This window comes from Actinotalea endophytica (assembly GCF_025717005.1).
Lineage (GTDB): Bacteria > Actinomycetota > Actinomycetes > Actinomycetales > Cellulomonadaceae > Actinotalea.
On record NZ_JAOVZU010000002.1, the window covers coordinates 134,465 to 159,469 of the forward strand.

23 protein-coding genes are annotated in these 25,005 nt (G+C 74.1%); 4 read left to right on the forward strand and 19 right to left on the reverse strand.

Annotation, left to right across the window (positions count from 1 at the left end; translation table 11 throughout):
* Positions 1–19 precede the first annotated feature (19 nt).
* The 16 genes from OEB99_RS03760 to mraZ all read right to left on the reverse strand — a co-directional run bounded on the left by OEB99_RS03760 (position 20) and on the right by mraZ (position 17,179).
* Positions 20–694, reverse strand: a complete 675-nt coding sequence (locus tag OEB99_RS03760; RefSeq protein WP_263508433.1) for a DivIVA domain-containing protein — start codon at positions 692–694, stop codon at positions 20–22.
* Between the two features lie 118 nt (positions 695–812).
* A complete protein-coding gene (locus OEB99_RS03765) occupies positions 813–1,103 on the reverse strand; it encodes a YggT family protein (protein ID WP_263508865.1) in 291 nt (96 codons plus the stop codon).
* A gap of 8 nt (positions 1,104–1,111) precedes the next feature.
* Entirely contained in the window at positions 1,112–1,594 is a 483-nt protein-coding gene (locus OEB99_RS03770) for a cell division protein SepF (protein WP_263508434.1), read from the reverse strand.
* Between the two features lie 120 nt (positions 1,595–1,714).
* A complete protein-coding gene (locus OEB99_RS03775; protein ID WP_263508435.1) occupies positions 1,715–2,413 on the reverse strand; it encodes a purine nucleoside phosphorylase YfiH/LACC1 family protein in 699 nt (232 codons plus the stop codon).
* A gap of 7 nt (positions 2,414–2,420) precedes the next feature.
* Positions 2,421–3,629: a cell division protein FtsZ gene (gene ftsZ / locus OEB99_RS03780; RefSeq protein ID WP_263508436.1), complete on the reverse strand. Its 1,209-nt coding sequence runs from the start codon at positions 3,627–3,629 to the stop codon at positions 2,421–2,423.
* Positions 3,630–3,751: 122 nt separating this feature from the next.
* A complete protein-coding gene (locus tag OEB99_RS03785; protein ID WP_263508437.1) occupies positions 3,752–4,495 on the reverse strand; it encodes a cell division protein FtsQ/DivIB in 744 nt (247 codons plus the stop codon).
* 203 nt (positions 4,496–4,698) lie between these two features.
* Positions 4,699–6,123 (reverse strand): UDP-N-acetylmuramate--L-alanine ligase, encoded by a 1,425-nt coding sequence (murC, locus tag OEB99_RS03790; RefSeq protein ID WP_263508439.1) that lies wholly within the window; start codon positions 6,121–6,123, stop codon positions 4,699–4,701.
* Complete coding sequence (gene murG, locus OEB99_RS03795) at positions 6,120–7,238, reverse strand: undecaprenyldiphospho-muramoylpentapeptide beta-N-acetylglucosaminyltransferase (RefSeq protein WP_263508441.1); 1,119 nt, start codon at positions 7,236–7,238, stop codon at positions 6,120–6,122. Before murG ends, murC begins: the two co-directional genes overlap by 4 nt.
* Complete coding sequence (ftsW, locus tag OEB99_RS03800) at positions 7,231–8,454, reverse strand: putative lipid II flippase FtsW (protein WP_263508443.1); 1,224 nt, start codon at positions 8,452–8,454, stop codon at positions 7,231–7,233. Before ftsW ends, murG begins: the two co-directional genes overlap by 8 nt.
* Positions 8,451–9,911, reverse strand: coding sequence for a UDP-N-acetylmuramoyl-L-alanine--D-glutamate ligase (gene murD / locus OEB99_RS03805; protein ID WP_263508444.1), 1,461 nt, complete (start codon positions 9,909–9,911; stop codon positions 8,451–8,453). The genes ftsW and murD overlap by 4 nt, the downstream gene beginning before the upstream one ends.
* Positions 9,911–10,993, reverse strand: coding sequence for a phospho-N-acetylmuramoyl-pentapeptide-transferase (gene mraY / locus OEB99_RS03810; protein WP_263508445.1), 1,083 nt, complete (start codon positions 10,991–10,993; stop codon positions 9,911–9,913). Before mraY ends, murD begins: the two co-directional genes overlap by 1 nt.
* The gene (locus OEB99_RS03815) at positions 10,990–13,011 is read right to left on the reverse strand and encodes a UDP-N-acetylmuramoyl-L-alanyl-D-glutamate--2,6-diaminopimelate ligase (protein WP_263508447.1); all 2,022 of its coding nucleotides are present in this window, start codon (positions 13,009–13,011) and stop codon (positions 10,990–10,992) included. Before OEB99_RS03815 ends, mraY begins: the two co-directional genes overlap by 4 nt.
* 50 nt (positions 13,012–13,061) lie before the next feature.
* Entirely contained in the window at positions 13,062–15,068 is a 2,007-nt protein-coding gene (locus OEB99_RS03820; protein WP_263508448.1) for a peptidoglycan D,D-transpeptidase FtsI family protein, read from the reverse strand.
* Positions 15,065–15,388: a cell division protein FtsL gene (gene ftsL / locus OEB99_RS03825; RefSeq protein ID WP_263508449.1), complete on the reverse strand. Its 324-nt coding sequence runs from the start codon at positions 15,386–15,388 to the stop codon at positions 15,065–15,067. The genes OEB99_RS03820 and ftsL overlap by 4 nt, the downstream gene beginning before the upstream one ends.
* A 119-nt stretch (positions 15,389–15,507) precedes the next feature.
* Entirely contained in the window at positions 15,508–16,494 is a 987-nt protein-coding gene (gene rsmH / locus OEB99_RS03830; protein WP_263508450.1) for a 16S rRNA (cytosine(1402)-N(4))-methyltransferase RsmH, read from the reverse strand.
* 253 nt (positions 16,495–16,747) lie between these two features.
* Positions 16,748–17,179, reverse strand: a complete 432-nt coding sequence (mraZ, locus tag OEB99_RS03835) for a division/cell wall cluster transcriptional repressor MraZ (RefSeq protein ID WP_263508866.1) — start codon at positions 17,177–17,179, stop codon at positions 16,748–16,750.
* A 409-nt stretch (positions 17,180–17,588) separates the two neighbouring features.
* On the opposite strand from mraZ, the gene OEB99_RS03840 reads away from it, so the two are divergent.
* The 3 genes from OEB99_RS03840 to OEB99_RS03850 are packed head-to-tail and all read left to right on the forward strand — an operon-like array spanning position 17,589 to position 22,020.
* A complete protein-coding gene (locus tag OEB99_RS03840) occupies positions 17,589–18,572 on the forward strand; it encodes an AAA family ATPase (RefSeq protein ID WP_263508452.1) in 984 nt (327 codons plus the stop codon).
* A 44-nt stretch (positions 18,573–18,616) separates the two neighbouring features.
* Positions 18,617–19,876: a DUF58 domain-containing protein gene (locus OEB99_RS03845; protein WP_263508453.1), complete on the forward strand. Its 1,260-nt coding sequence runs from the start codon at positions 18,617–18,619 to the stop codon at positions 19,874–19,876.
* On the forward strand, positions 19,873–22,020 hold the full coding sequence (locus tag OEB99_RS03850) for a transglutaminase TgpA family protein (RefSeq protein WP_263508455.1): 2,148 nt from the start codon (positions 19,873–19,875) through the stop codon (positions 22,018–22,020). Before OEB99_RS03845 ends, OEB99_RS03850 begins: the two co-directional genes overlap by 4 nt.
* On the opposite strand, the gene OEB99_RS03855 is transcribed toward OEB99_RS03850, so the two are convergent.
* The 3 genes from OEB99_RS03855 to OEB99_RS03865 are packed head-to-tail and all read right to left on the reverse strand — an operon-like array spanning position 21,974 to position 24,071.
* Entirely contained in the window at positions 21,974–22,339 is a 366-nt protein-coding gene (locus tag OEB99_RS03855) for an SCO2097 family morphological protein (protein ID WP_263508457.1), read from the reverse strand. The two genes, OEB99_RS03850 and OEB99_RS03855, sit on opposite strands and share 47 nt — an antisense overlap.
* 35 nt (positions 22,340–22,374) lie before the next feature.
* A complete protein-coding gene (gene dinB / locus OEB99_RS03860; protein WP_263508459.1) occupies positions 22,375–23,634 on the reverse strand; it encodes a DNA polymerase IV in 1,260 nt (419 codons plus the stop codon).
* Positions 23,631–24,071, reverse strand: coding sequence for an SAV_6107 family HEPN domain-containing protein (locus tag OEB99_RS03865; RefSeq protein ID WP_263508460.1), 441 nt, complete (start codon positions 24,069–24,071; stop codon positions 23,631–23,633). The genes dinB and OEB99_RS03865 overlap by 4 nt, the downstream gene beginning before the upstream one ends.
* 61 nt (positions 24,072–24,132) lie before the next feature.
* On the opposite strand from OEB99_RS03865, the gene OEB99_RS03870 reads away from it, so the two are divergent.
* On the forward strand, positions 24,133–25,005 hold an 873-nt coding region (locus OEB99_RS03870), incomplete at its 3' end, for a spermidine synthase (protein WP_263508461.1).

Genomic DNA, 25,005 nt, shown 5'->3' on the forward strand with positions numbered 1-25,005 from the left:
CGGTGCGTCGTGACGAGGGTCAGCCGTTCAGCTGCTCTCCACCTACCCGGGGAGAGACGGACGCGCCCCGCGCGTCGAGGTCTCCGAGCAGGTTCTCGAGGTAGCTCTTCAGGCGCGTGCGGTAGTCGCGCTCGAAGACCCGCAGCTCGTCGATCTTGCGCTCCAGGAGGCTGCGCTCCTGCTCGAGCTGGGCCAGGGTGCGGTTCGAGGTGTCCTCCGCCTCGCGCACGATCCGCGCGCCCTGGGTCTTGGCCTCGGTGATGATCCGCTCGCCCTCCTCCTGACCGGAGCGCACGTAGTCGTCGTGCAGCTTCTGGGCCAGCTGGAGCATGCCGGTCGCGGACTCGGGCTCGCTCATCGAACCCATGGCGACCGACGCTGCGACCGGGGCCGCAGCCATGACCGGTGCGGGTGCGGGCTCGGGAGCCGGCTGGGGCTCGGGCGCGGCGACCGGCTCGGGTGCCGGCGGCTCCTCGGCGGCCATCGGCGCGCCGCCGCCGCGGCTCAGCTCGGCGATCCGGCGCTCGGCCGCCGCGAGCTTCGACTTGAGGTCCTCGCTCTCCGAGTACACCTCACGGAGGGTGTTCACGACCTCGTCCAGGAAGTCGTCGACTTCGTCCTGGTCGTACCCCTCACGGAACTTCGTCGCCTGGAACTTCTTGTTCAGGACGTCGTCTGCGGTGAGCAGAGCCATCGTGTCACCTCAATATGTCGTGCGGGCAGACCCCGGCAGCACAGCGACCGCCTGTCCTCACCGTAGCGGACAACACGCCGCATGGGCCTACCGGAACGGCAGCGGTCACCGGCGTGTCTCACGCCGCGAGGAACGAGAACACCCAGAGCAGGACGGAGCAGGCGAGCATCACGATCAGGAACGCCAGGTCGAGTCTGATCTGCCCGAGGTTCAGCGGCGGAACCACCCGCCGGACCGCCTTCAGCGGCGGGTCGGTGATCGTGTAGGTGATCTCCGCGACGACGAGGGCGGCCCCGCGGGGCCGCCAGTCGCGCGCGAAGACCTGGACCCAGTCCAGCACCAGCCGGACGAACATCAGCAGGAAGAACGCGAGGACGACGAAGTACGCGACAGTCGCCAGGAGTCGGATGGCGGGCCTCAGCTCTGGTTGTAGAAGCCGACGCGGTCGCTGCCCACACTCTGCTCCTCGCCGGCGATCTCGACGTGCTCGGGCGAGAGCAGGAACACCTTGGAGGTCACCCGCTCGATCGCACCGTGCAGACCGAAGATCAGTCCGGCCGAGAAGTCGACCAGGCGCTTCGCGTCGGCGTCAGTCATCTCGGACAGGTTCATGATGACAGGTGTTCCCGAGCGGAACGCCTCGCCGATCGAACGCGCGTCGTTGTAGGAGCGCGGGTGGATCGTCGTGATCCGGCGGAGGTCGCCCGGTGCCGGCGCGGGACGCGGGGCCGGGCGGTGCAGCGGGGTGACGTCGGCACGGTGCTCGCTGCGCGCGTCGGCGACCTGGTCGCCGTGGTGGTCGATCATGTCGACGTACTCCTCGACGTACTCGTCACCGACCTCGTGGTCGTCCTCGGCGAGGCCGAGATACAGCATGGTCTTGCGGAGTGCTCCGGCCATGTCGGCCTCCCCTTCGTCCACGGGCCGCCGTCGTGCGGTTCTGGGTCCGGCACCACGCTAAGACACCGCCTGCGGCCCACCGCGCAGACACGCCCGGATGCCGACGAGTTGCCCGTCCGCTCAGGTCAGACGCACGACACCGGCGATCCGGCCGGCCGGACCCGCGCCCTGGCCCGCGCCGCGGTGCGAGTAGAAGCGCGGGTCGGTCCTGGTGCACAGCCCGACGTCGTCGACCGCCACGCCTCGGGCCGCGAGCAAGGCGACGACCGCACCGGGCAGGTCGAGCGCCGGCGTGCCCCAGGAGGTGGTCGACGAGGTCCCCGGCACCGCCGCCTCGACCTCGTCCCGCAGCTCGGCCGGCACCTCGTAGCACGCGCCGCAGATCGCCGGGCCGACCACGGCCCGGATCCGGGTCGCGCCCGCCGCGTGCATCGCACGCACCGCGGCGTCCACCACTCCGGCGACCAGGCCACGCCGCCCCGCGTGTGCCGCACCGACCACCCCGGCGGCGGCGTCCGCGAGCAGCACCGGCACGCAGTCCGCGACCTGGACGGCCAGCCCCACCGGGCCGGTCCCGACCAGCGCATCGCAGGACGCGACGTCGTCACCCCCGGCGAGGGCCAGGTGCACGGCCGTGCCGTGCACCTGGTGCGCCCAGGCCACCGGTCCACCGGCCCACTGCGCCACCAGCCGTCGGCGGCGTGCGACCGCATCCGGGTCGTCACCGACGGCGAGCCCGAGGTTGCCGAGCTCGACGGTCGAGAACCCCGCCCGCACGCCGGGCCCGAGGTCGACCTCGAGCCACGGCGCGACGGTCACCGACGGCTCACTGCGGGTGCTTGAGGAAGTCGGGCAGGTCGAGGTCGTCGGTGCCGCGCCGGGGCCGGTCCTCGAAGACCCGCGGCACGTCGACGCCGCCGTCGGCGAGGAAGCCCGGGACGTCCGGCTCCGCGCGAGCCTGCTCCGGCACGGCGTCGATCACCTCGGGCTCCGGCTCCGGCTCGATCGGGGTGGGCGCTGCGGTCGGCGGCGCCACGGCGGGGGGCGCGACCTGCCCGAGCGCCCGGGAGTCGCGGCGCACGGTGGGGGTCCCGCTGTCGAACCCGGCCGCGATCACGGTCACCCGGACCTCGTCGCCCAGGGCGTCGTCGATCACCGCACCGAAGATGATGTTCGCCTCGGGGTGGGCCGCCTCCTGGACGAGGCGGGCGGCCTCGTTGATCTCGAACAGGCCGAGGTCGGAACCGCCCTGGATGGACAGCAGCACGCCGTGCGCGCCGTCGATGCTCGCCTCGAGGAGCGGCGAGGAGATGGCGAGCTCGGCGGCCTGGACGGCGCGGTCGTCGCCCCGCGCCGAGCCGATCCCCATCAGCGCGGAGCCGGCCCCCTGCATGACCGACTTCACGTCGGCGAAGTCGAGGTTGATCAGGCCCGGCGTGGTGATGAGGTCGGTGATGCCCTGGACACCGGAGAGCAGCACCTGGTCGGCGGAACGGAACGCGTCCAGCACCGAGACCGACCGGTCGGAGATCGACAGCAGGCGGTCGTTGGGGATGACGATGAGGGTGTCGACCTCGGACCGCAGACCGTCGATGCCGGTCTCCGCCTGGACCGAGCGCCGCCGGCCCTCGAAGGTGAACGGCCGGGTCACCACGCCGATGGTCAGCGCGCCGAGCGCCCGGGCGATCCGGGCGACCACGGGCGCGCCACCGGTGCCCGTGCCACCACCCTCGCCCGCGGTGACGAAGACCATGTCCGCGCCGCGGAGCACGTCCTCGATCTCCTCGGCGTGATCCTCGGCGGCCTTGCGTCCGACCTCCGGGTCGGCGCCGGCGCCCAGTCCCCTGGTGAGCTCGCGGCCGACGTCGAGCTTGACGTCCGCGTCGGACATCAGCAGGGCCTGCGCGTCGGTGTTGATCGCGATGAACTCGACGCCCTTGAGCCCGACCTCGATCATCCGGTTGACGGCGTTGACGCCGCCGCCACCGATGCCGACCACCTTGATGACGGCCAGGTAGTTCTGCGGAGCTGCCACGGCGTTTCCTCCGAGTCTCACGTTCAGGTTGAACGTTAGAGTTATGTCAGATGCTGTTGGCACGACGGTAGGTGCCGTGCGACCGGCCTTCAATCACCCTGCGCGTGTGTCGCGGCACGGGTTCAGGACCGCGTGATCGGCAAGGTCGGTGCCGACACGTCGTAGACCCGGACGCCCGCCGACTGCGGCGACGAGCGCAGCGTGGTCAGCACGGCGACCTTCAGCGCGGACTGGTCGGCGCTCCCCCACTCGACCTCCGCGCCGTCCGCCAGCGTGAGCTGCACCGCGTCCTGGTTCTGGGCCGACGCCCCCACCACCTGGGCCGCCAGCTCGTCCGGCAAGGATTGCAGCACCAGCAGCACCGCGGTCAGGCTGAGCGCGTCGCCGACCGGAACGTCGACCACCGGGAGGCCCTCCGGCGCCGCGTCCGAGCGGCCGACCTGCACGCCGTCGGCGTCCAGCAGGGCGAACCCACCGTTCTCGGGGACCGCTGCGACGGGATCCCGGGCGACCACCGTGACGAGCAGCCCGTGCGGCCACGCGCGGGTCACCGACGCGGCGCGGACCCCCGGCACGTCGAGCACCTCCCGGCGCAGGCCGACGGTGTCCAGCCGAGGCAGCGGCGTACCCGCCTGGTCGGTGAGCAGAGCCTCGACGGCAGCGGCGTCGACGACCGCCTGGTCACCCTCGACGCGCACGGTGACCTCACCCGCGTCGAGTGCGAAGACCGGCGACCACAGCAGGAGCCACCCGAGGACCACGACGGCGAGCGCGACGCCCGACCAGACCAGCGCGCGGTCCCGCCGGATCCGGCGTCGCATCGCGATCCGCTCGGCGAACCGGGCGGCCGAACCGGTCGAGACCACGGCCGGACGACGCGGCGTCCATCGGCGCGCGCGCTCGAGACCCCGCTCGCTCTCGGCCGGCCGCGGGTCCGCGGACGGGGGCCGGCCGGGGGCGCGATCGCGCGCGTCGGGCTTAGACGGCGTCACCCGACGCGGCGGAACCGTGGGGGGGCGGGGTGTGAGGAGGTCCGCGCCGTCGGGGACGCGCGGCCTGGCCGGCGGCCTCACCGCTCCCCCAGAGCCTTCAGCACGACGGGTGCCAGCGCCGTCACGTCGCCGGCCCCCACCGTCAGGACCAGGTCCCCGGGCTCGGCGAGCGCCGCGATCACGCCCGCGGCCTCGGTGCGGTCGGCGACGAAGCGCGCCTGCGGACCCATCCGATCGGTGATCAGCGCCCCCGTGACCGCAGGGTCCGGGTCCTCGCGCGCCGCGTACACGTCCGTCACGACGACGGCGTCGGCGAGCGCGAGGGCCTCGGCGAACTGCGCGGCGAACGTCGCGGTGCGCGAGAACAGGTGCGGTTGGAAGAGCACCAGGACCCGCCCGTCGCCGGCCACGGGGCGCGCGGCACGCAGCAGCGCGGCGATCTCGGTCGGGTGATGGGCGTAGTCGTCGACCACGCGCACCCCACCCGCGGTGCCGCGGTCCTCGAACCGTCGGCCCGTCCCGACGAACGCGGCCAGCCCGTCGGCCGCTGCACCTGCGCTCACGCCGAGCAGGCGAGCGACCGACCACGCGGCCGCCGCGTTGAGTGCGTTGTGCGCACCCGGGACGGCCAGCCGCACCACCACCGGTGCCTCACCGGGCCAGGTGAGCTCGACCACGCCACCGTCGCCGACCGCGTGCCACGACTCGACCCGTACGTCCGCCGTGCCCCGACCGTAGGTCAGCGCGGCCGTGCCGGACGCGCGCGCGGCACCCGCCAGCCGCGCCGCCCCGGGGTCGTCCGCACACACGACGAGCGTGCCGGAGACGCGCGCCGCGAAGTCCACGAACGCCTGCTCGAACGCCTCGCGGCTGCCGTAGTGGTCGAGGTGGTCGGGCTCGACGTTCGTCACCACCGCGATCTCGGGACGGTAGGCGAGGAACGAGCCGTCCGACTCGTCCGCCTCGACGACCATGACGTCGCCGGTCCCGGCGTGGGCGCCGCCGACCGGGTCGACGTGCTCGCCGACCGGGTGTCGCACGGTGCCGCCGATCGCCCAGGACGGGTCGAGGCCCGCGTGCGCGAGCACCACCGCGACCATCGCCGAGGTCGTGGTCTTGCCGTGCGCGCCGGCGACCGCGACGCCGCGGCGACCCGCCATCAGCGCCGCGAGCGCGACCGAGCGGTGCAGCACCGGCACGCCGAGCTGCCCGGCCCGCGCGACCTCCGGGTTGGTCGGACGGATGGCGCTGGAGACGACGAGCGTCCCCGCCCCGTCGACCAGGGATCCGTCGTGGCCCTGGTGCGCGGTCACCCCCGCCGCCCGGACCGCGTCGAGCGCACCGGAGGCGTCCGAGCCGGACACCTCGAGACCCCGCGCCGCGAGCAGCGCGCCGACCGCCGACATGCCCGCGCCGGCGACCCCGACCAGGTGCACGCGGCCGCGAGCCGCCAGCTCGTCGAGACCCGGCGCGGCGCCGCCCGGCACGTCCTCGGCGCTCACCGCCTCTCCCCGGCCGCGTCGAGCACGAGGTCGGCGACCCGCGCGGCACCGTCGGTCGCACCGACGGTGCGCGCGGCCGCGCTCATCGCCGAGAGCCGGTCCCGGTCGGCGAGCAGCGGCACCACCGTCGCACGGAGCCAGGCGGGATCGAGGTCGGCGTCCGCGACCAGGAGACCACCACCCGCCGCGACCACCGGCGCCGCGTTCAGCCGCTGCTCCCCGTTGCCGACCGGGAGCGGGACGAACACCGACGGCACCCCGGCGGCCGCGAGCTCGACCACCGTGCCGGCCCCTGCCCGGCACACCGCGAGGTCTGCGACCGCGAGACCGTGCTGCATCGTGTCGAGGTACTCGAGCACGTGGTAGCGGTCCGCTCCGGGCACGTCGTCGACGACCGCGTGCACCGCGTCCGCCTTGCCGGCACCCGTCAGGTGGAGCACCTGCGCTCCGGCGCCCAGCAGGTCGGCCGCTGCGCCGGCGACCGCGCGGTTGAGGCTGAGCGCGCCCGACGACGCCCCCGTGACCAGCAGCGTCGGGAGGTCGGGGTCGAGCCCGAGCACCCCGGCCGCGGCCGCCCGCACCCCGCGCGGGTCCGCAGCCAGGTCCGCGACCAGCGCCGCGATCTCGGGCCGCAGTGGCAGCCCGGTGAGCCGGGCACCCCGCAGCGGTGTGCCCGGGAACGTCACCGCGACGCTGTGCGCCCACCGGGCACCGAGGCGGTTCGCCAGGCCGGGACGGGCGTTCTGCTCGTGGATGACCACCGGGACGCCCCGACGGCGCGCCGCCAGGTAGGCCGGGGTCGAGACGTAGCCCCCGAACCCGACGACCACCTGCACACCCCGCGCGTCGATCGCGTCGCCCGCGGCGCGCACGGCCGCGCGCAGCCTCCCCGGCAGCCGGAACAGGTCCGCACTCGGCCGGCGCGGCAGCGGCACCCGAGGGATCTCGGTCAACCGGTACCCGCGCTCGGGGACGAGCCGGGCCTCGAGCCCGCTCGCAGTGCCGAGCACCGTGATCCCGGTCTCGGGGTCACGACCGCGCAGCTCGTCGGCGACCGCGAGCAGCGGGTTCACGTGACCGGCGGTCCCACCGCCGGCGAGCAGCACCTCAACCATGCGAACGCCTCCGCCCCAGGACCGCGAGCGATCGGCGTACGGCGCCGGGCCTCGCGGTCAACGCCTCCGCGGCACCGGGCTCGCTCCGGGCGAACGAGACGACCACTCCCAGGGCGACGAGCGTCGTCACGAGCGCGGACCCGCCTGCGGACACCAGCGGGAGCGGCAGCCCGATGACCGGGAGCACACCGATCACCACGCCGATGTTGACCAGCGCCTGCCCGAGGATCCAGGTGGCGATGCCCGCCGTCGCGACCTGGACCATGGGGTCGGGGTGCCGCCGGATCACCCGGATCATCGCGACCGCCAGCACCGCGAACAGCAGGATGACGAGGACCGTGCCGAGCAGACCGAGCTCCTCACCGATGACCGCGAAGATGAAGTCGTTGTGCGCCTCGGGCAGGTACGACCACTTCTCACGGCCCTGACCCAGCCCGACCCCCGTCCAGCCGCCCGACGCGAGCGCGTACAGACCCCGCTGGGTCTGGTAGCACGTGCTCGCGGTGTCGCAGTCCGGGGAGAAGAACGCGGTGATCCGGGTGACGCGGTTGCTGCTGGACTGCGCGAGCTGGACGACGGCCACGGCCGCCACGGCCCCGGCCACGACGAACATCCGCATCGGCACACCGGCGACGAACAGCGCCCCGGCGACCAGCGCGATGATGACCAGGGCCGTGCCCAGGTCGTCGCCGAGCAGCACGAGCCCGATCGCACCGATCGCGACGACCACCCCCGGGACGAGCACGTGCAGCCACTGGTGCAGCAGCGCTCGCTTGGTCGCCAGCACCGTGCCCAGCCACACCGCGAGGGCCAGCTTGAGCACCTCGGAAGGCTGCGCGGTGAAGCCCCCGATCGCGATCCAGTTCCGGTTGCCGCCGTGGTCGAGCCCCAGCGGCGTGAAGACCAGGAGCTGCAGCATCACGGCCACGCCGAGCGCGGGCCAGGCGATCGCCCGGTAGAACCGCAGGGGCATCCGGCTGGCCAGCCAGGCGACCGGCAGACCGATCAGCGCGTACCGCGCCTGGTTCACGAAGATCGAGTACGGCGTCGCGCCCTGCGTCGCGGACAACGAGTCCACCGTGGAGCTCGAGAGCACCATGACCAGGCCGATGGACAGCAGCAGGCCGGCCGAGCCGACCAGCAGGTAGTAGCTGGTCACCGGGCCGTTCCACGCCGTCGCCCGGGGCGCGGCCACCGGGCGGGCGATCGCCGTCATGAGCCGAGGGGGGCCCGGGCCGCTGCCGTGAACGCCTCACCGCGGTGGGCGTAGGACGTGAACTGGTCCATCGACGCGCAAGCGGGAGCGAGCAGCACGGTGTCGCCCGGCCGGGCCAGCCGACGGGCCGCGGTCACGGCACGGGACATCACCGTCCCAGTCTCCGTGGCATCGACGACCTCGACCGGGATTGACGGCGCGTGTCGGGCAAGTGCACCCGCGAGGGGCTCCGGGTCGACCCCGATCAGCACGGCCGCGCGCAACCGGTCGGCGCGGTCACGCACCAGCTGGTCGAACTCCGCGCCCTTCGCCAGGCCGCCCGCGATCCACACCACGGTGCCCGGCGCGAAGGCGGCGAGCGACGCCGCGGCGGCATGGGCGTTGGTGGCCTTCGAGTCGTCGACGTAGGCCACGCCGTCCGTGGTGGCGACCAGCTCGACCCGGTGCGCTCCGGCACGGTAGGCGCGCAACCCGTCGCGGACCGCGGCGGCGGGCACGCCGTGCGCGCGGGCCAGGGCGGCGGCGGCGAGCGCGTTGCCGACCACGTGCGGTGCGAGCCGACCATCCGGGCCGGCGAGGTGCGCGAGGTCGGCGAGCGTGCCCAGCTCGGCGGCCTGCTGCAGGCGGGCCGGGTGGTCGAACGGCAGGTGGAAGGCCCGGTCCACGAGCACGTCGTCGACCAGTCCCAGCTGGCCGGGCCCGGGCGCACCGAGCGTGACGCCGACGGCGAGTGCACCCTCGGCGACGTCGGCCGCACGGACGAGGGGCTCGAGCCGAGGATCCCGTGTGTCGTAGACCGCGGCGACCTCGACACCGCGATAGATCCGGGCCTTGGCCCGGGCGTACTCCTCGATCGAGCCGTGCCAGTCCAGGTGGTCAGGGGCGACGTTGAGGACGGCCGCGGCCTGCGCGGCCATCGAGTGGGTGAAGTGCAGCTGGAAGCTGGACAGCTCCACGGCGAACGCGTCGTGCCGCGGGTCCGCCACGGCCTCCACGACCGGCGTGCCGACGTTGCCGACCTCGGGCATGTCCAGGCCCGCTGCGGCGCCGATCGCGGCGAGCATCCCGACCGTGGTCGTCTTGCCGTTCGTGCCGGTCACCGCGAGCCACGGGGCCGGGCCGCGCGGACCGTCGGGGCCCTCCGGCCGATCGACCCGGAGCCGCCAGGCGAGCTCGACCTCGCTCCACACCGGGACGCCACGTCGCACCGCACCCGCCAGCACCGGTGCGGTCGGCCGCCAGCCGGGCGAGGCGACGACCAGGTCGGTCGCGCCCAGGTCGGCCTCGGCCTCGTCGTGCAGGTCGGCGTCGGGTGCGGCCGAGTCGAGCGTCGTGACCAGCGCGTCGCGGGACAGCAGCGCCGCCGCGGCGGCCCGCCCGGACACGCCGAGGCCGGCCACCAGCACCCGTGCGCCGGCGAGCGGACGCGCGCCGGGCTCGCTCCTCGGGTCGGGCACTAGCCGGCCACCCACTCGCCGTAGAAGATGCCGACGCCGAGCGCCACGAACAGCCCGGCGATGATCCAGAACCGGATCACGATGGTGACCTCGCCCCAGCCGGACAGCTCGAAGTGATGGTGCAGCGGGGCCATCTTGAACACGCGTTTACCGGTCAGCTTGAAGAAGCCGATCTGGATGACGTCGCTCAGCACGATGAGCACGAACATCCCGCCGATGATCGCACCCAGGATCTCGGTGCGGCTCAGGATCGTCAGCGCGGCCAGGGCACCGCCGAGCGCGAGCGAACCGGTGTCGCCCATGAAGATCTTGGCCGGCGAGGCGTTCCACCAGAGGAAGCCGAACAGCGCGCCGGTGAGCGCTGCCGCGACGATCGCGAGGTCGAGGGCGTCCCGCGTCTCGTAGCAGCGCGGCCCGGCGGTGGCGAGCGTCTGGCACGACTGGTTGTTCTGCCAGATGCCCACCACCACGTAGGCGCCGAACACGATCAGCGAGATGCCGGTCGCCAGGCCGTCGAGCCCGTCGGTGAGGTTCACCGCGTTGGACCACGCGGTGATCAGGAAGTTCGCCCACACCACGAAGAGGATGAGCCCGAGCGTCGCCCCCCGGAACGCGAGGTCGATGTTCGTGTCCCGGATGAACGAGATCTGGGTCGAGGCGGGCGTGCGGAAGTGCTCGTTGGGGAACTGCAGGGCGAGCACCGAGAACGCGATGCCCACGACACCCTGACCGACGATCTTCCACCGCGCCTTGAGCCCGAGGCTGCGCTGCCGGGAGATCTTGATGTAGTCGTCCAGGAAGCCGACCACGCCGAGGCCGGTCATCAGGAACAGCGCGAGGACGGCCGAGGCGGTCGCACTGGTCCCGGTGATCAGCTTCGCCCCGGCGTAGCCGAGCAGGCTCGCGGCGATGATCACCACGCCGCCCATCGTGGGGGTGCCGCGCTTGGTGAAGTGCGCCGTCGGTCCGTCCTGACGGATGAACTGCCCGTACTGCTTGCGGACCAGGAACCGGATGAACAGCGGCGTGCCGAGCAGCGCCACGACCATCGCGAGACCACCGGCGATGAGGACTGCCTTCACGGGGCGACCACCCCCGCGCGCACGTCGGCCACCAGCTCGGCCAGCTCGGCGCCGGCCCCGGCGACGAGCAGCACATCACCGTCGCTGAGCTCGTCCGCGAGCCACTCACGCACGCTGGCGACGTCGGGCAGGTGCACCGACTCGGCGTCCCACGAACCCTCCTGGTACGCCCCGGTGTGCACCGCACGCGCTGCCCGGCCGACGGCCGCCAGCCGCTGCACGTCGAGCCGCACCGCGAGCCGGCCGAGTCCGTCCAGCTCGGTCACGGTCGCGGGCCCGGTCGGGACGCCGATCACCGCGATCCGGCGCCGCTGGACCGCGGTGCGGCGCAGCGCACGGATGGCGTCCTCGATGTCCCCGGCCGTGTGCGCGGACGTCGCGTCCAGCAGGGTGAGGCTGCCCACGTCGACCACCGGCGAGGCCGGCACGGCCCGCTCGCCGAGCAGCTCGGCGGGGTCGATCGGACCCCGTCGCCCGTCGGCGTGCACCGCTCGGTAGACGTCCCGGTCGTTGTAGCGGTGGAAGACCCCGGCGATCTCCTGGGTCGGCTCGTGGCCCTTCCCGGTCACGATCACCGTGTCGAGCGGGCCGGCCAGCAGTGTGCCGAACCGGAGCGCCTCGGCGCGCGGCGCGACCTCGAACACGTCGCGCAGGTCGGGGCGGGCCTCGCGGGCACCGTCGAGGATGGCGGCGCGGATCGTCTCCGGAGGTTCGGATCTCGGGTTCTCGTCGGTCACCACGACCACGTCCGCGAGCTCGGCGGCGATCCGGCCCATGATCGGTCGCTTGCCCCGGTCGCGGTCGCCGTCGGAGCCGAGCACGAGCACGAGCCGGCCCGGCGTGATCGGCCGGACGGCCTGGAGGGCGAGTACCAACGCATCCGGGGTGTGCGCGTAGTCCACCAGGCACAGCGGCCAGCCGTCGGTGCGCTCGACGACGCGCTCCATGCGTCCGGGGATCGCGGTCGCGGCGGCGACCCCGGCGACCGCGTCGTCGAGCGAGACGCCTGCCCGGTGCGCGAGCACGATCGCGACCGCGGCGTTGGACACGTTCACCAGCCCGGGCAGCGGGCTGCTCGCGGCGACGTCCTCGCCGTCCGGACCGGTCAGCCGGAACGTCGACCCCACGCCGTCCAGGCCGACGTCGGCGTCGCTGACCCGCCACCCGGCGGTGGCCCGGCCCGCCGAGTCGTCGCGGGTCGCGACCGTGTCGACCGGGATCCGGGCCTCCGCCGCGAGCCGCACGCCCCACTCGTCGTCCACGCACACCACAGCGCGCGCGGCCCGCTCGGGGGCGAACAGCCGCGCCTTGTCGCGGAAGTACCCGTCCATGTCGCCGTGGAAGTCGAGGTGGTCGCGCTGCAGGTTCGTGAAGCCGGCGACGTCGACCTTGAGGCCGGCCACCCGCTCCAGCGCGAGCGCGTGGGAGGAGACCTCCATGGCGCAGGCCGTCACGCCCCGCTCGCGCATCAGGGCGAAGAGCCCGTGCAGCACGGGCGCCTCGACCGTCGTGCGCGGGCTCTCGATCGCCTCGTCGGCGACCTTGAGCTCCACGGTGCCGATCACCGCCGTCCGCTCGTGCACGCGTCGCAGCGCAGCGTCGACGAAGTACGTCGTGGTGGTCTTGCCGTTGGTACCGGTCACGCCCACCGTGACGACGCCGTCCGCGGGCTCGCCGTACAGCCAGGCGGACAGCGCGCCGACGAGGGGCCGCATGTCCCGGTCGGTGACCAGGACCGGCACGTCGAGCCCGGTCGCGGCGATCCGTTCCGCGCCGGCGGCGTCGGTCAGCACGGCGGCCGCACCGGCCGCCACGGCCTGGCCGGCGTAGTCGGCACCGTGCGCACGCAACCCACCGACCGCTGCGAACAGGTCGCCCGGCGCCACGTCGGCCGAGCCGATGGCGATCCCGGTGATCTCGCGGTCGACGGGTGTGGTCACGCCGAGCCATGCGGCGATCTCCGACAGCCGGCGGGTCGGGCGATGAGCGGGACGCATCCGGCCCTGTGGGGACGTCACGGGCCCGAATCTACCGGCAGCGGCAGCGCTCGCCACGACCGGGCGTGCGCTCACTCCCACGTCGTCGGGTACGGATCGGCCGGGACACCGCTCGGCGGGATGCCGAGGTACTGCAGCGCGTAGGCGGTCACCTCGCTGAACACCGGACCGGCCGCCGAGCCGCCGTAGATCGTCGCGCGCGGGTGGTACAGCGTGACGTTCACCACGATCCGCGGGTCGTCGGCCGGCGCGATGCCGATGAACGACGCGACGGTCTTCTGCACCCCGTTGCCCTCAAAGGCCTGCGCGGTGCCGGTCTTGCCTGCGATCCGGTAGCCGGGCACGGCCGCCTGGGCACCCGTGCCGTCGGTGACCACGCTCTCCAGCATGCGCACCAGCGTGTCGGCGGTCTCCGTGGAGATCACCTGGGTCGGCTCGTCGAGCGTGACCGGCTGCATCGTGCCGTCGGCGTCCTCGACCGCGGCCACCAGGTGCGGCTGGACCCGCACACCGTGGTTCGCGATCGTCGCGTAGACCTGGGTGGCCTGCAGCGTCGTCACCGAGACCGACTGACCGAACAGCACGGTGTACGGCGAGCGTCCGTCGCCGTTCCACTCGTCGAGGGTGCGCAGCAGACCCGCCGACTCGCCGGGCAGGCCCGAGTTCGTCGAGGTGCCGAACCCGAACTTCGCCAGGTAGTCCAGGCGGACCTGCGCGGGCAGGTTCTGGCCGATCATCACGGTCCCGACGTTCGAGGACTCGGCGAGGATCCCGTTGAGCGTGAGGTTGAGCGTCGGGTGCTCGTGGGAGTCGTGGAAGGTCTCGCCGTTCGGCACCGTGTAGCTGTAGGGAACGCTGAACTGGGAGGTCGGGGTCGCCAGGCCGTTCTCGAGCACGGCGGCCATCGTGATGACCTTGGCGGTCGAGCCCGGCTCGTACACCGAGGCGGCCGCCCGGCTCGGGTTGGCGTTCGCCGGGTCGTTCGGGTCGATCGAGCCGGAGTCCGCGAGCGCGAGGATCTCGCCGGTCTTGATGTCGAGCACCTCGACCGTGCCCCACTCGGCGCCCATCTCGCGGACCCGCTGGTCGAGCGCCGCCTGCGTGACGTACTGCAGGTCGCGGTCGATGGTCAGCTGCACGTCGCGGCCGGGCACCGCCGGGACCAGCTCGTCGCGCCCGCTCGGGATCCGTTGGCCCTTGCGGCCCTGCTCGTAGGTCTCCGACCCCGCGGTGCCGGACAGCACGCTGTCGTAGGTCTGCTCGAGGCCGGCGAGGCCGGTGCCGTCGGTGCCGACGAACCCCAGCAGCGTGCCGGCCGTGGTGCCGGACGGGTAGACCCGCTCGGTCGTGCGTTCGCCCGAGATGCCGGCGATCCCCAGGCTCATCACCTCGCGGTACACGTCGGGCGCGACGTCCTTGGCGAGGTAGACGAAGCCGCGGTCGCCGAGCAGGCTCGCGCCGAGCTCGGTGGCCGGGATGCCGAGCAGCGGCGAGAGCAGCGCGGCCGCCTCGGCGACCGAGTCACGACCGTCCTTCCATGCGGCGACCTGAGGCTGGTTCGCGACGATGTTGTACCGCTCGACCGAGGTCGCCAGCACGACTCCGCTCGCGTCGAGGATCTCGCCCCGGTCCCCGGGGATCGCCACCGTGACGGTCCGGAAGTCGAGCGCCTCCTGCGCGAGCGAGGCAGGGTCCAGGCCCTGGACGTACACCAGGCGCCCGATGAAGCCGGCGAGCACGACGAGCACGCCGGCGAGCAGCCACGCGTGCCGACGCCGGGGCCCGGTCGCCGTGACGGCGCGGGCCGGCACCACGAGGCGTGCGTTCGCGCGGCGTCCGGCACGGGCCGCGGTGCCTGGGGTGCGTGTGGTCCGTGCGGTCGCCGCGGCACGACCCGGCTCGCCCGCGGCGGCCCGCCGGGTCGGCGAGTCGATCCGCTGGCCGGGGGCCGCGGTGCGCTGCGTCTGCGGGCGTGCCTGCGAGCGGGCCTGGGAGCGCGCAGGCGTGCGCGGGGTCGCGGGCCGCGCCGTCCGGCGCTGGCCCGCCCCCTGGTCCGTCCCCGGCGTCCGGGTGCTCATCCGCCGGCCGCCGGGGTCGGGTCGCCGAGCACGGCGCCGTCGGACAGCCGCAGGTACCCGCCGGTCGTCGAGGGGACCATCCCGAGCGCGCGCGCCCGGGCGGCGAGCTTCGCCGGTGCGGCGGCCTCGTCGAGCTCGGTCACCAGCTCCTGCTGGCGCTGCGCGGACTGGGCGAGGCGGGTCGCGAGCCCGTACCGCTCGTACTCCCCCTGGGCCATCGCCGTGTTGAGCAGCAGCACCGTCAGCAGGGCCGCGGCGAGCACCGCCATGCAGAGCGCGACGAACGGCACCCGGGTGCGGGCCCGCGCCGGCGGCGGCACGAGGTGCAGGCGCGACGTCGGAGGCGCCGCCGGGGCGCCCGGAGCCGACCGCGGAGCGGACCCTGGTGCGGACCCCGGGGCAGACCGCGGTGCACGGACCGCCGAGGACTGTGCCGCGCTCATGCCACCCACCTCGCCGTCGTCGTCCGCATGTGGTCCGGGGTCGGGCGGAGCCGCTCCGCGGCCCGCAGTCGCACGGACTGCGATCGCGGGTTGCGCGCCACCTCGTCGGCGCTCGCGGTCTGCGCACCGCGGGTCAGCAAGGACAGATAGGGGCGGTGGGTCTCCGGCTCCACCGGCAGCCCGGCCGGTGCGCTCGAGGTGGCACCTCGCGCGAACGCCCGCTTCACCAGGCGGTCCTCGAGCGAGTGGTACGCCAGGACGACGATCCGGCCGCCGACGCCCAGAGCCTCGAGCGACGCGGGCAGCGCCCGCTCGAGGACCTCGAGCTCCGCGTTGACCTGGATCCGCAGCGCCTGGAAGGTCCGCTTGGCGGGGTGACCTCCGGTCTGCCGGGCGGCCGCGGGGATGGCCGCCCGCACGATGTCGACCAGCTCACCGGTGCGCCGCACGGGTGCGCGACGTCGGGCCGCCACGATGCCCGCGGCGATCCGGGCGGCGAACCGCTCCTCGCCGTAGGTCCGGATGATCCGGGTCAGCTCAGACTCGTCGACCGTCGCCAGGAGCTCGGCCGCGCTGATCCCGGTCGTCGGGTCCATCCGCATGTCCAGCGGCGCGTCCTGGGCGTAGGCGAACCCGCGCTCGGCCTCGTCGAGCTGGAGCGAGGACACGCCGAGGTCGGCGAGCAGACCCTGGACGGGTCGGCCGACGACGTCCTCGACGACCTCGAGCACGTCGTCGTACACCGCGTGCACCGCGGTGAACCGATCGGCGAACCGGGACAGCCGCGCGGTCGCGAGCTCGAGCGCCTGAGGGTCCCGGTCCAGGCCCACGACCTGCAGGTCGGGGAGCCGCTCGAGCATCGCCTCGGTGTGACCGCCCATGCCGAGCGTGATGTCCACGAGCACAGCGCCCGGCTCGACGAGCGCGGGCGTGAGGAGCTCGACGCAGCGGTCGAGAAGCACGGGTACGTGCCGCTGCTCCATCGGTTCTCCTGGTCATGGTCGGTGCTGGTGGTGGTCGGTGCTGGCGATGGTCGGTGCTGGCGATGGTCGGTGCTGGCGATGGTCGGTGCTGGCGGTGGTCGGGTCTCAGGTGTCCGTGGCGGGTCCGGGCGGGTGTGCGGCCGGGCGGCCCTCCACCGCCCGACCAGGACTCCCTCCGCTGTCTGGCGTCGGGGAAGTACGTCAGACCTGGCGGGGAGAGACCTCGTCGTGCGGTCTCGGGCGGCGGGCTCACTCAGAAGGCACCCGGGAACACCTCCTCCTCGGTGTCGGAGTACGCGTCGACCCGATCGGCCAGGTAGGCCTCCCAGGCCGCCGCGTCCCAGATCTCGGCCCGGGCGCCCGTGCCGATCACCGCGACGTCGCGGTCCAGGCCCGCGTACCGGCGCAGCTCGGCGGGGATGTTCAGCCGGCCCTGCTTGTCGGGCACGTCGTCGTGCGCGCCGGAGAGCAGCACGCGGAGGTAGTCACGGGCCTGCTTGTTCGAGACGGGAGCGACCTGGGCGCGCTCGTGCAGGCGCTGGAACTCGGCCATCGGGAACACGTAGAGGCAGCGCTCCTGACCCCGGGTGAGCACGAGGCCGTCGGCGAGCTGCGGGCGGAACTTCGCGGGGAGGATCAGCCGGCCCTTGTCATCCAGGCGGGGGGTGTACGTGCCGAGGAACAAGCCCATCGCCCGCTCCTCCCGATCCCGAGGAGGACCACCCTCCTCCCGGTGGCCCCACGGTACTCCACTTCCCTCCACAAACAAGGATATGAACCACGTACGAACGGGTGAAAGACGGCATCTACGCAGGTCATCACGGTGGAGCGAAATGGAGGGATATCGCAGCCCTGCACCAGGGAGAGTGGCGCGATCGGGGCGATCTGCGCAGAACGGACACCGGCCGTGCACCGGGTGGCGCCGGCCCGTCCGCCGGGCCACCGCCCGACCTGCGTCCCGACCCCGCGTCCTGCCCCACCCGGGCGACCGCGCCGCTGCCGGTGGAGGGAAGTGGGGCGGCCCCGCCGCGCGCTCGGGGATGTCGCGTCGCGCAGGCTCACGTAGGCTCTGCGCACCGGGAGGAAGGACTCCGATGGCGCACGTGCCCCCGACGCCGCAAGAGGTCGCCGAGCTCGAGTCGACCGCAGACCGGATCCGGGCCGCGATGGAGACCGTCGTGACCGGACGCCCCGAGCTCGTCCGACACACCGTCGCCGTCCTGCTCGCCGAAGGCCACCTCCTCATCGAGGACGTGCCGGGGGTCGGCAAGACCACGCTCGCCAAGGCGCTGGCGCATGCCATCGACGGGACCGTCGGCCGGATCCAGTTCACCCCGGACCTGCTGCCCAGCGACCTGACCGGAGTCGCGATCTACCGGCAGGCCGAGCAGCGCTTCGAGTTCCACCCGGGACCGGTGTTCGCGAACGTCGTGATCGGCGACGAGATCAACCGCGCCTCGCCCAAGACCCAGTCGGCCCTGCTGGAGTGCATGCAGGAGGCCCAGGTCACGGTCGACGGCGTGAGCCACGCACTCCCCCGGCCGTTCCTCGTCGTCGCGACGCAGAACCCCGTCGAGATGGAGGGCACCTACGCGCTCCCCGAGGCGCAGCGGGACCGCTTCATGGCGCGCCTGCACGTCGGCTACCCCGAGGCGGACGCCGAGCTCGAGATGCTCGACCGGCAGGAGGAGGCCGACCCGCTCACCGGCCTGCACCCGGTCACCGATGTCGCCGACCTCGAGCGCCTGATCGGCGTCGCGCGTCGACTGCACGCGTCGCCGGCCGTCAAGCGCTACATCGTCGCCCTCGCCGACGCGACCCGTGCGGACTCGATGCTGCGGCTCGGCGCCTCGCCGCGCGCCTCGATCCAGCTGCTCCGCGCGGCCAAGTCGCTCGCCGCGATGCGCGGCCGCGACCACGTGCTGCCGGACGACGTCCAGGAGCTCGCCGTGCCGGTGCTCGCGCACCGGCTGGTGCCGAGCACGGACGCCCGGCTGTCCGGCCACTCCGTCGTCGAGACGCTGCGCGAGGTCCTGGCCGCGACGCCGATCCCGACCGGCGCCGCCGCCCGAGGCTGACCGTGCGCACCTGGGCGTCGGGGCCGCGGCACCTGCGGACGCGGGTGGCACGGTTCCTCGTGGCCCGCGGTTCGCGGCTCGGGCGGCTGCGACCGACGACCCGCGGCCTGGCGCTGCTCGGCGGCGGCGTGGTCACGGCCGCCTCGGGCGTCGCGCTCGGCGTCCCTGCACTCGTGCTGGCCGGGCTGGTCGCCACGCTGGCCGTGGTCGCCGGCGCAGCGGCCGTCGTGGTCGACGTCACGGGTCTCGACCGGCACGGGCTCAGCGTGCACCGCACCGTGGTGCCGCACCCGGTCACCGTCGGCGAGCGCGCGACCGTCGGGGTCGAGGTGCGCGGGCGCGCGGGGCTCGACCACGCGCGGCTGAGCGAGCGGGCCGCACGCGAGCTGTCCGGGGGACGCCCGCTGCGGGCCAAGGTCTCCCGGTCGGCGGGCCGGGTGGAGCTGCGGTACACGATCGACCCGACGCGCCGCGGACGTTGGCCGGCCGGGCCGCTCGAGGTGCACCTCGCCGACGTGCTCGGGACGGTGCGCTGGTCGGGGAAGCTCGGACCGGCCCGACGCGTCGCGGTCCGGCCGAGGGTGACTGCCCTCAGCACACCGGGCGGCGCAGCCGCGCTCGACACCAGGGCGGCGACCGGAGCGCGCTCGCCTGCGCCCGACGACCTGTCGTTGCGCGACTACCGACCCGGCGACGACCCCCGACGCGTCCACTGGCGTTCGACCGCGCGGCTCGGCGACCTCGTGGTACGCCAGGACGAGCGCGCCGGACGCCGCCCCGCGACCGTCCTGCTCGACCTGCCGACGCAGGACGAGCCGCTCGAGTGGACGATCTCGGTCGGCGTCTCCATCGCGATCGCCCTGGTGGACACCGGTCACCGAGTCCGCATGCTCGCGGGCGAGGCGCCGCCGACCCGCCACCGCACCGACGCCCTGGCCGTGGAGTCGCTGCTCGACCAGGCCGTCGACCTGGTGGCGCCGCCGGACGCGGTGACCGCACGGTCCTGGCTGCTCGGCGGCCTCGACGACCTGACCGCCCACGGCTCGGGCACCGAGCTGGTGATCGCGGTGGTCGGCGCCCTGGACACCCGGACGCGCGCGGACCTGGCACGGATCGGCGCGGTGCACGAGGCCTGGGCGATGGTGCGCACCGGACCCCGGCCGACACCGGTCGAGGCCGACACCCTGGCGTCGCTGCGCCGCGCCGGATGGCACGCCTGCCGCGTCACCACCGGCGAGCCGGCGACCTTGGCCTGGCACCGGCTGCTGGAGACCGCGGCCCCAGGCGTCGGAGCGTCGCGATGATCCACGAGTGGTTGGCCGGACGGACCGCGGTGACCGGGGTCCGGGCCTGGCTGGGCGCCCTGGTGATGCTCGTCGGCCTGCGCATCGGGCTCTCCTCCCTCGGCTCGCTGATCGCACCGGGGCCGTGGCTCGCGACGGCGACGGTCGCGGTCGCCGTGGTGCTGCTCGCGGCGGCCGTGGTCCGCTGGATCGGCCCGGCCGAGTGGGCCCCGGTCGGGGCACTCGCCGCCGGGGTCCTCGTGATCGTGATCGGCTACGGCGGCGACGACGGGCCCGGCCTGTCCGGATGGTCGACACCCGCCACGCTCACCGCGCTGGTGCGCGACGGCGCCGCGACCATCAACGACGGACACATCCCGGTCGTGGCCGGGCGCGGCCTGGAGCTTCTCGTCGTGATCGGGGCCGTGGCCGCCGCGGTGGTCGTCGACGCCCTCGCGATCGGCCTTCGGCTCGCCGGCGCGGCCGGCATCGCCATGGCCGCGATGTGGGCCCCGACACTCGTCTTCGAGCGGCCGCCCGGCACCCTGGGCCTGATCGGCGGCGCGGTGTGCTGGCTGCTGCTCGTCTGGATCACCCGCCCGCCACGGGGCCGCGAACCGGAGCCGTGGCGCGAGCTGCCCGTCGCGGCCGTCGTCGCCGCCGCCGTGGCGGTCGGTGCCGTGCTGCTCACGCCCCTGGTCACCTCGCTCCCGGGCTACGGCAGGCTCGTGCTGCCGGCGACCTGGGGCCCCGGTCTGTACGGCGCGGGATCGGTCGCGTTGTCCGACGACCTCGACATGCGCGCCGACCTCGGCGGCCGGTCCGGCTTCGAGGCGCTGCGGTACACGACCGACATCGCCGACGTCGGACCGCTGCGAACCCAGACCCTGACCGTCTTCGACGGGACCCGATGGACGCCGGGCGACCGAGGTGTCGGGGTGCCGGCGGACGGGCAGCTCTGGCCGTCCGCCGTCGCGTCACAGACCACCGGGACCATCACGGTGACGCTGAGCAGGATCGAGCAGGGCACGCTGCCGATCCCGCTCGAGCCGCGCATCCTGTCCCTCGGCGGCGGCTGGTCCTACGACCCGGTGCGTGACGAGGTGTCCGGCCCGGTCAGCGAAGGGCTCGTCTACCAGGCCGAGATCGCCCCCCGGGATCTCACGCCCGAGGCGCTTCGAGCCGACTCCGTCGGCACGGTGCCGGAGGGGTCTGCCGAGCTCACCGTGCCCGACACGGCGTACGCCGACCAGATCGGGGCGCTCGCGCACGACGTCGTCGGCGACGCCCCGACCACGTACGACGAGGCACTGGCGCTGCAGTCCTGGTTCCGCGGCACGGACTTCACCTACCAGACCCAGCTGGCCCCGGCCCAGACCTCCGATGCGGTCTGGGACTTCCTGCAGTCCAAGACCGGCTACTGCGTGCAGTACGCCACTGCCATGGCCGTGATGGCCCGCGACCTGGGCATCCCGGCGCGGGTCGGCGTCGGGTTCCTGCCCGGCGAACGCGACGCCGCTGGTGTCGTCTCGGTCAGCTGGGCCCGGGCGCACGCCTGGCCGGAGCTCTACTTCGCCGGAGCCGGCTGGGTCCGGTTCGAGCCGACCCCCGGCGTGCAGACCGGAGCGCCTCCGGCCTATGCGGACCCGGCGATCGAGAGCCTCGGTGAGGACCCGTCGCTCGTCCCGGACACCCAGCAGACCGACGCGCCGGAGTCCTCGGGGGCTCCGCAGCAGAACGAGGGCGGGACGAACGCCGGCGGCGCCACGGACGGCTCCTCGTCCTGGTGGCCCTGGCTGGCCGGCGCGGGACTGCTCGTGGTCGCCGGCGTGGGGTGGTGGGCGGTGCGACGGCGCCGGGAGCAGGTGTGGGGTCCCGAGGAGGCCTGGGCGCTGCTGCGACGGGACGCGGCCGAACGCGGCGTCGAGTGGAGCGACGCGACCACACCCCGCCAGGCCGGAGCCGTGCTGCGCGCGGCGCTGCGAGACCCGGGCTCACCCGGCGAGCAGGCGATCGACGAGATGGTCGCGATCCTCGAGGCGCACCGCTACGCGCCCGCGCCGCAGCCGGTTGACGGAGTGGACCTGCTGGCCCTGGTGGAACGGACGACCGCGGCGCTCAGCGCTGCTCGCGGCGCCGCTCCCAGCGCTCCTCGAAACGGTTGAGGAGGCTCGTCTTCTTCTTCGCCGGGCTGCTCGTGGTGCCTGCCGCCTGGCCCGCTGCCGCTCGGCGCGGGGCCGAGAACACCAGGAGCACGGCACCGAACATGGCGACGAACCCGAGCAGGCCGAGCCACCACATCCCGCTCGCGACACCGCCGATCAGGAGTCCCAGCCCGGCGAGTCCGCCGACGGCGCCGAGAACCCAACGACGCACCGGACTTCCGGTACGTCCGTGCAGCGTGGAGGCCAGCTTCGGGTCGTCCGAGCGCAGCTGGCGCTCCATCTGCTCAAGTACGCGCTGCTCGTACTCGGACAGAGGCATCGCTACCTCCGTATGCCGTGGTCGATGTTCCCTCCTCAGGATAGATCGGCGCGGCGGGGTGCGGTAGTTGAGGAGGTCACCTCACCGCCGATCGAGGTACCCGGTCCGAGCGCTCCGGGCCCGAAACGACGTCGAACCTCGTCCATCGCCTGCTCCGCGCCACGCCGCCCGGGCCCGTCGACGGCCTCGTCGAGGGTCGGCTGGCGCACCTGGGCCGAGCTCAGCTGGTCAGCGCGAACACCGATCAGCCGAACGGCGCGGCCCGCGAGATCCACGCCGGCGAGCAGCTCGCGGGCCGCGAGGAAGATCTCGTGCGCGACGTCGGTCGGCGCCCCGAGCGTGCGCGACCGGGTCAGCGTCTGCCAGTCCGCCGTTCGGACCTTCAGGCTCACGGTGCGCGCCTGGAGGCCCCTGCGGCGCAGCTGCCGGGCACACGTGTCGGCGAGCTCGAGCAGTCGCGCCTCGAGGAACGCCAGATCGGTGGTGTCCGTGTCGAACGTGGTCTCGGCTCCGACGCTCTTCTCCTGGCGGACAGGGACCACCGGTCGCGGGTCCCGGCCCCAGGCGAGGTCGTGCAGGTGGCGGCCGAGCGCCTGGCCCACGATCCGCTGGAGCTGCGCGACATCGGTCCGAGCGAGCTCCGCCACGGAGAGGATGCCCCAGCGGGCGAGCCGTTCCCTCGTCGACTCACCGACACCCCACAACGCCTCGACCGGCAGGGAGTGCAGCAGCTCGACCGTGGCGCCGCGTGGCACGAGGAGCAGCCCATCGGGCTTGGCCATGCCCGAGGCGAGCTTGGCGACCGACTTCGTCGAGGCCACTCCGACCGAGCATGCCAGGTCGAGCTCAGCCCGGACGCGCGCCCGGATGCCTGCGGCGATCCGGGTCGGCGACCCGAGCCGCCGCCGTGCACCCGACACATCGAGGAACGCCTCGTCGACACTGACCTGCTCGACGATCGCCGTGACGTCGCCGAGCACGGCCATCACCCGTGCCGACGTCTGCGTGTAGGCGCTCCGGTCAGGCGGCACGACGACCGCCTGCGGGCACAACCGTCGCGCCCTGGCCATCGGCATCGCGGCATGCACGCCGAAGGCCCGGGCCTCGTAGGTCGCCGCGAGCACCACCGAGCGGCCGTCGCCGCCGACGATCACCGGGAGCCCGCGAAGGTCCGGACGCCGGGCGACCTCCACGGACGCGAAGAAGGCGTCCATGTCCACGTGCAGGATGCCGCAGCCCTCGTCGTCCTCGCCCCAGTCACGACGCACCGAGGCGGGAACCGCGGAGCGGCTCACGAGACACGCAGCTCGGCCACGCCGCCCTGCAGGTGTGCCCGGACCGCGTCGGCGAACGCGGCCGCGTCCTCGGCCGCCCGGTCCGCCCGTGCGTGGTCGACACCGCCGCGGCCGGTCTCGATGGACGCTCGCACCGGCGCCGCGGCCGCGAAGTGCGCGCACCACCCGGCGAGCTCGGGCGCCGCCGCAGCGACGAGCTCCCAGACCGCACGGGGAGCCCGGCGCCGAGTCGGGTTCACGGTGAGCACCGCTGCCCCGGCTCGCAGGGCCGCGAGGTGCGCGTGGACGAACCGCTCGTCAGGATCGCTCGCCAGGTCGGCCGCCACGAGCTCGGCATCGCTGCGCTCGAGCAGCGCCTCCGCCGCCTTCGCGAGCCGCCCCGCGCGATCGGGCGGGCTCCCGTCGCCGCGTGCTCCTCCCGCCGGTGCAGTACGCATGACACCTCCCGGCATCAGTCTCGAACATCTGTTCGAGCCCGTCAAGCCCTACGGTGGCTCGGTGGCCAGTCGCGCGAGGAGCCGGGACGCCGACCTGCCGCACGGGCCGGTGAGCATCGCCACGGGCACCGCCGAGCTCGTCGCCGCACCGGAACGTCCCGCGCTCGTCACGCTCATGGTCAACGGCGTGCCCAGCTCGTGCCTCGACCTCGAGCACGCCGAGCACCTCGAGTTCGAGTACCACCAGCAGATGGCAGCGGTGATCGACGGCCTGCCGCCGGGACCGCTCGCGGCAGTGCACCTGGGAGCCGGTGCGTGCTCGCTGCCCCGATGGCTCGACGCAGTGCGCCCGGGCTCGCGTCAGCTCGCGGTCGACGTCGACGCGGTGCTCGTCGAGCGGGTGCGCCAGTGGTTCGACCTGCCGCGCTCGCCCCGGCTGAGGCTGCGTGCGGCCGACGCCCGCGAAGCACTGACGACGCTGCGCGACCAGAGTGCGGACGTCGTGGTGCGGGACGTGTTCGCGGGCGACACCACGCCGGCCGACCTGGTGACCAGGGAGGTCGCGAACGAGGTGCGTCGGGTGCTCCGCCCGTCCGGGCTGTACCTGGTGAACTGCGCCGACCGGCCCCCGCTGACGACCGCGCGGGCAGAGGTCGCGACCCTCGCGGCGGAGCTCGGCGCGGTGCTGGTCGTCGCCGAACCCGCCGTCCTGCGCGGACGGCGGTACGCCAACGTCGTCCTCGTCGCAGGCGGCGGTACGTCCATGATCGACCTGGCCGGGCTCGGCCGCCGGCTCCGCGCGCTCGCGGTGCCGGCGAGGCTGCTCGACCCGGACGAGGCTGCCGACTTCTCGCGCTCGGCGCGCCCCCTCACGGACGCAGGCGTGCGGCGGGGGGGGGCGCCCGGGGGGGGGGGCCCCCCCGGGGGGGGGGGG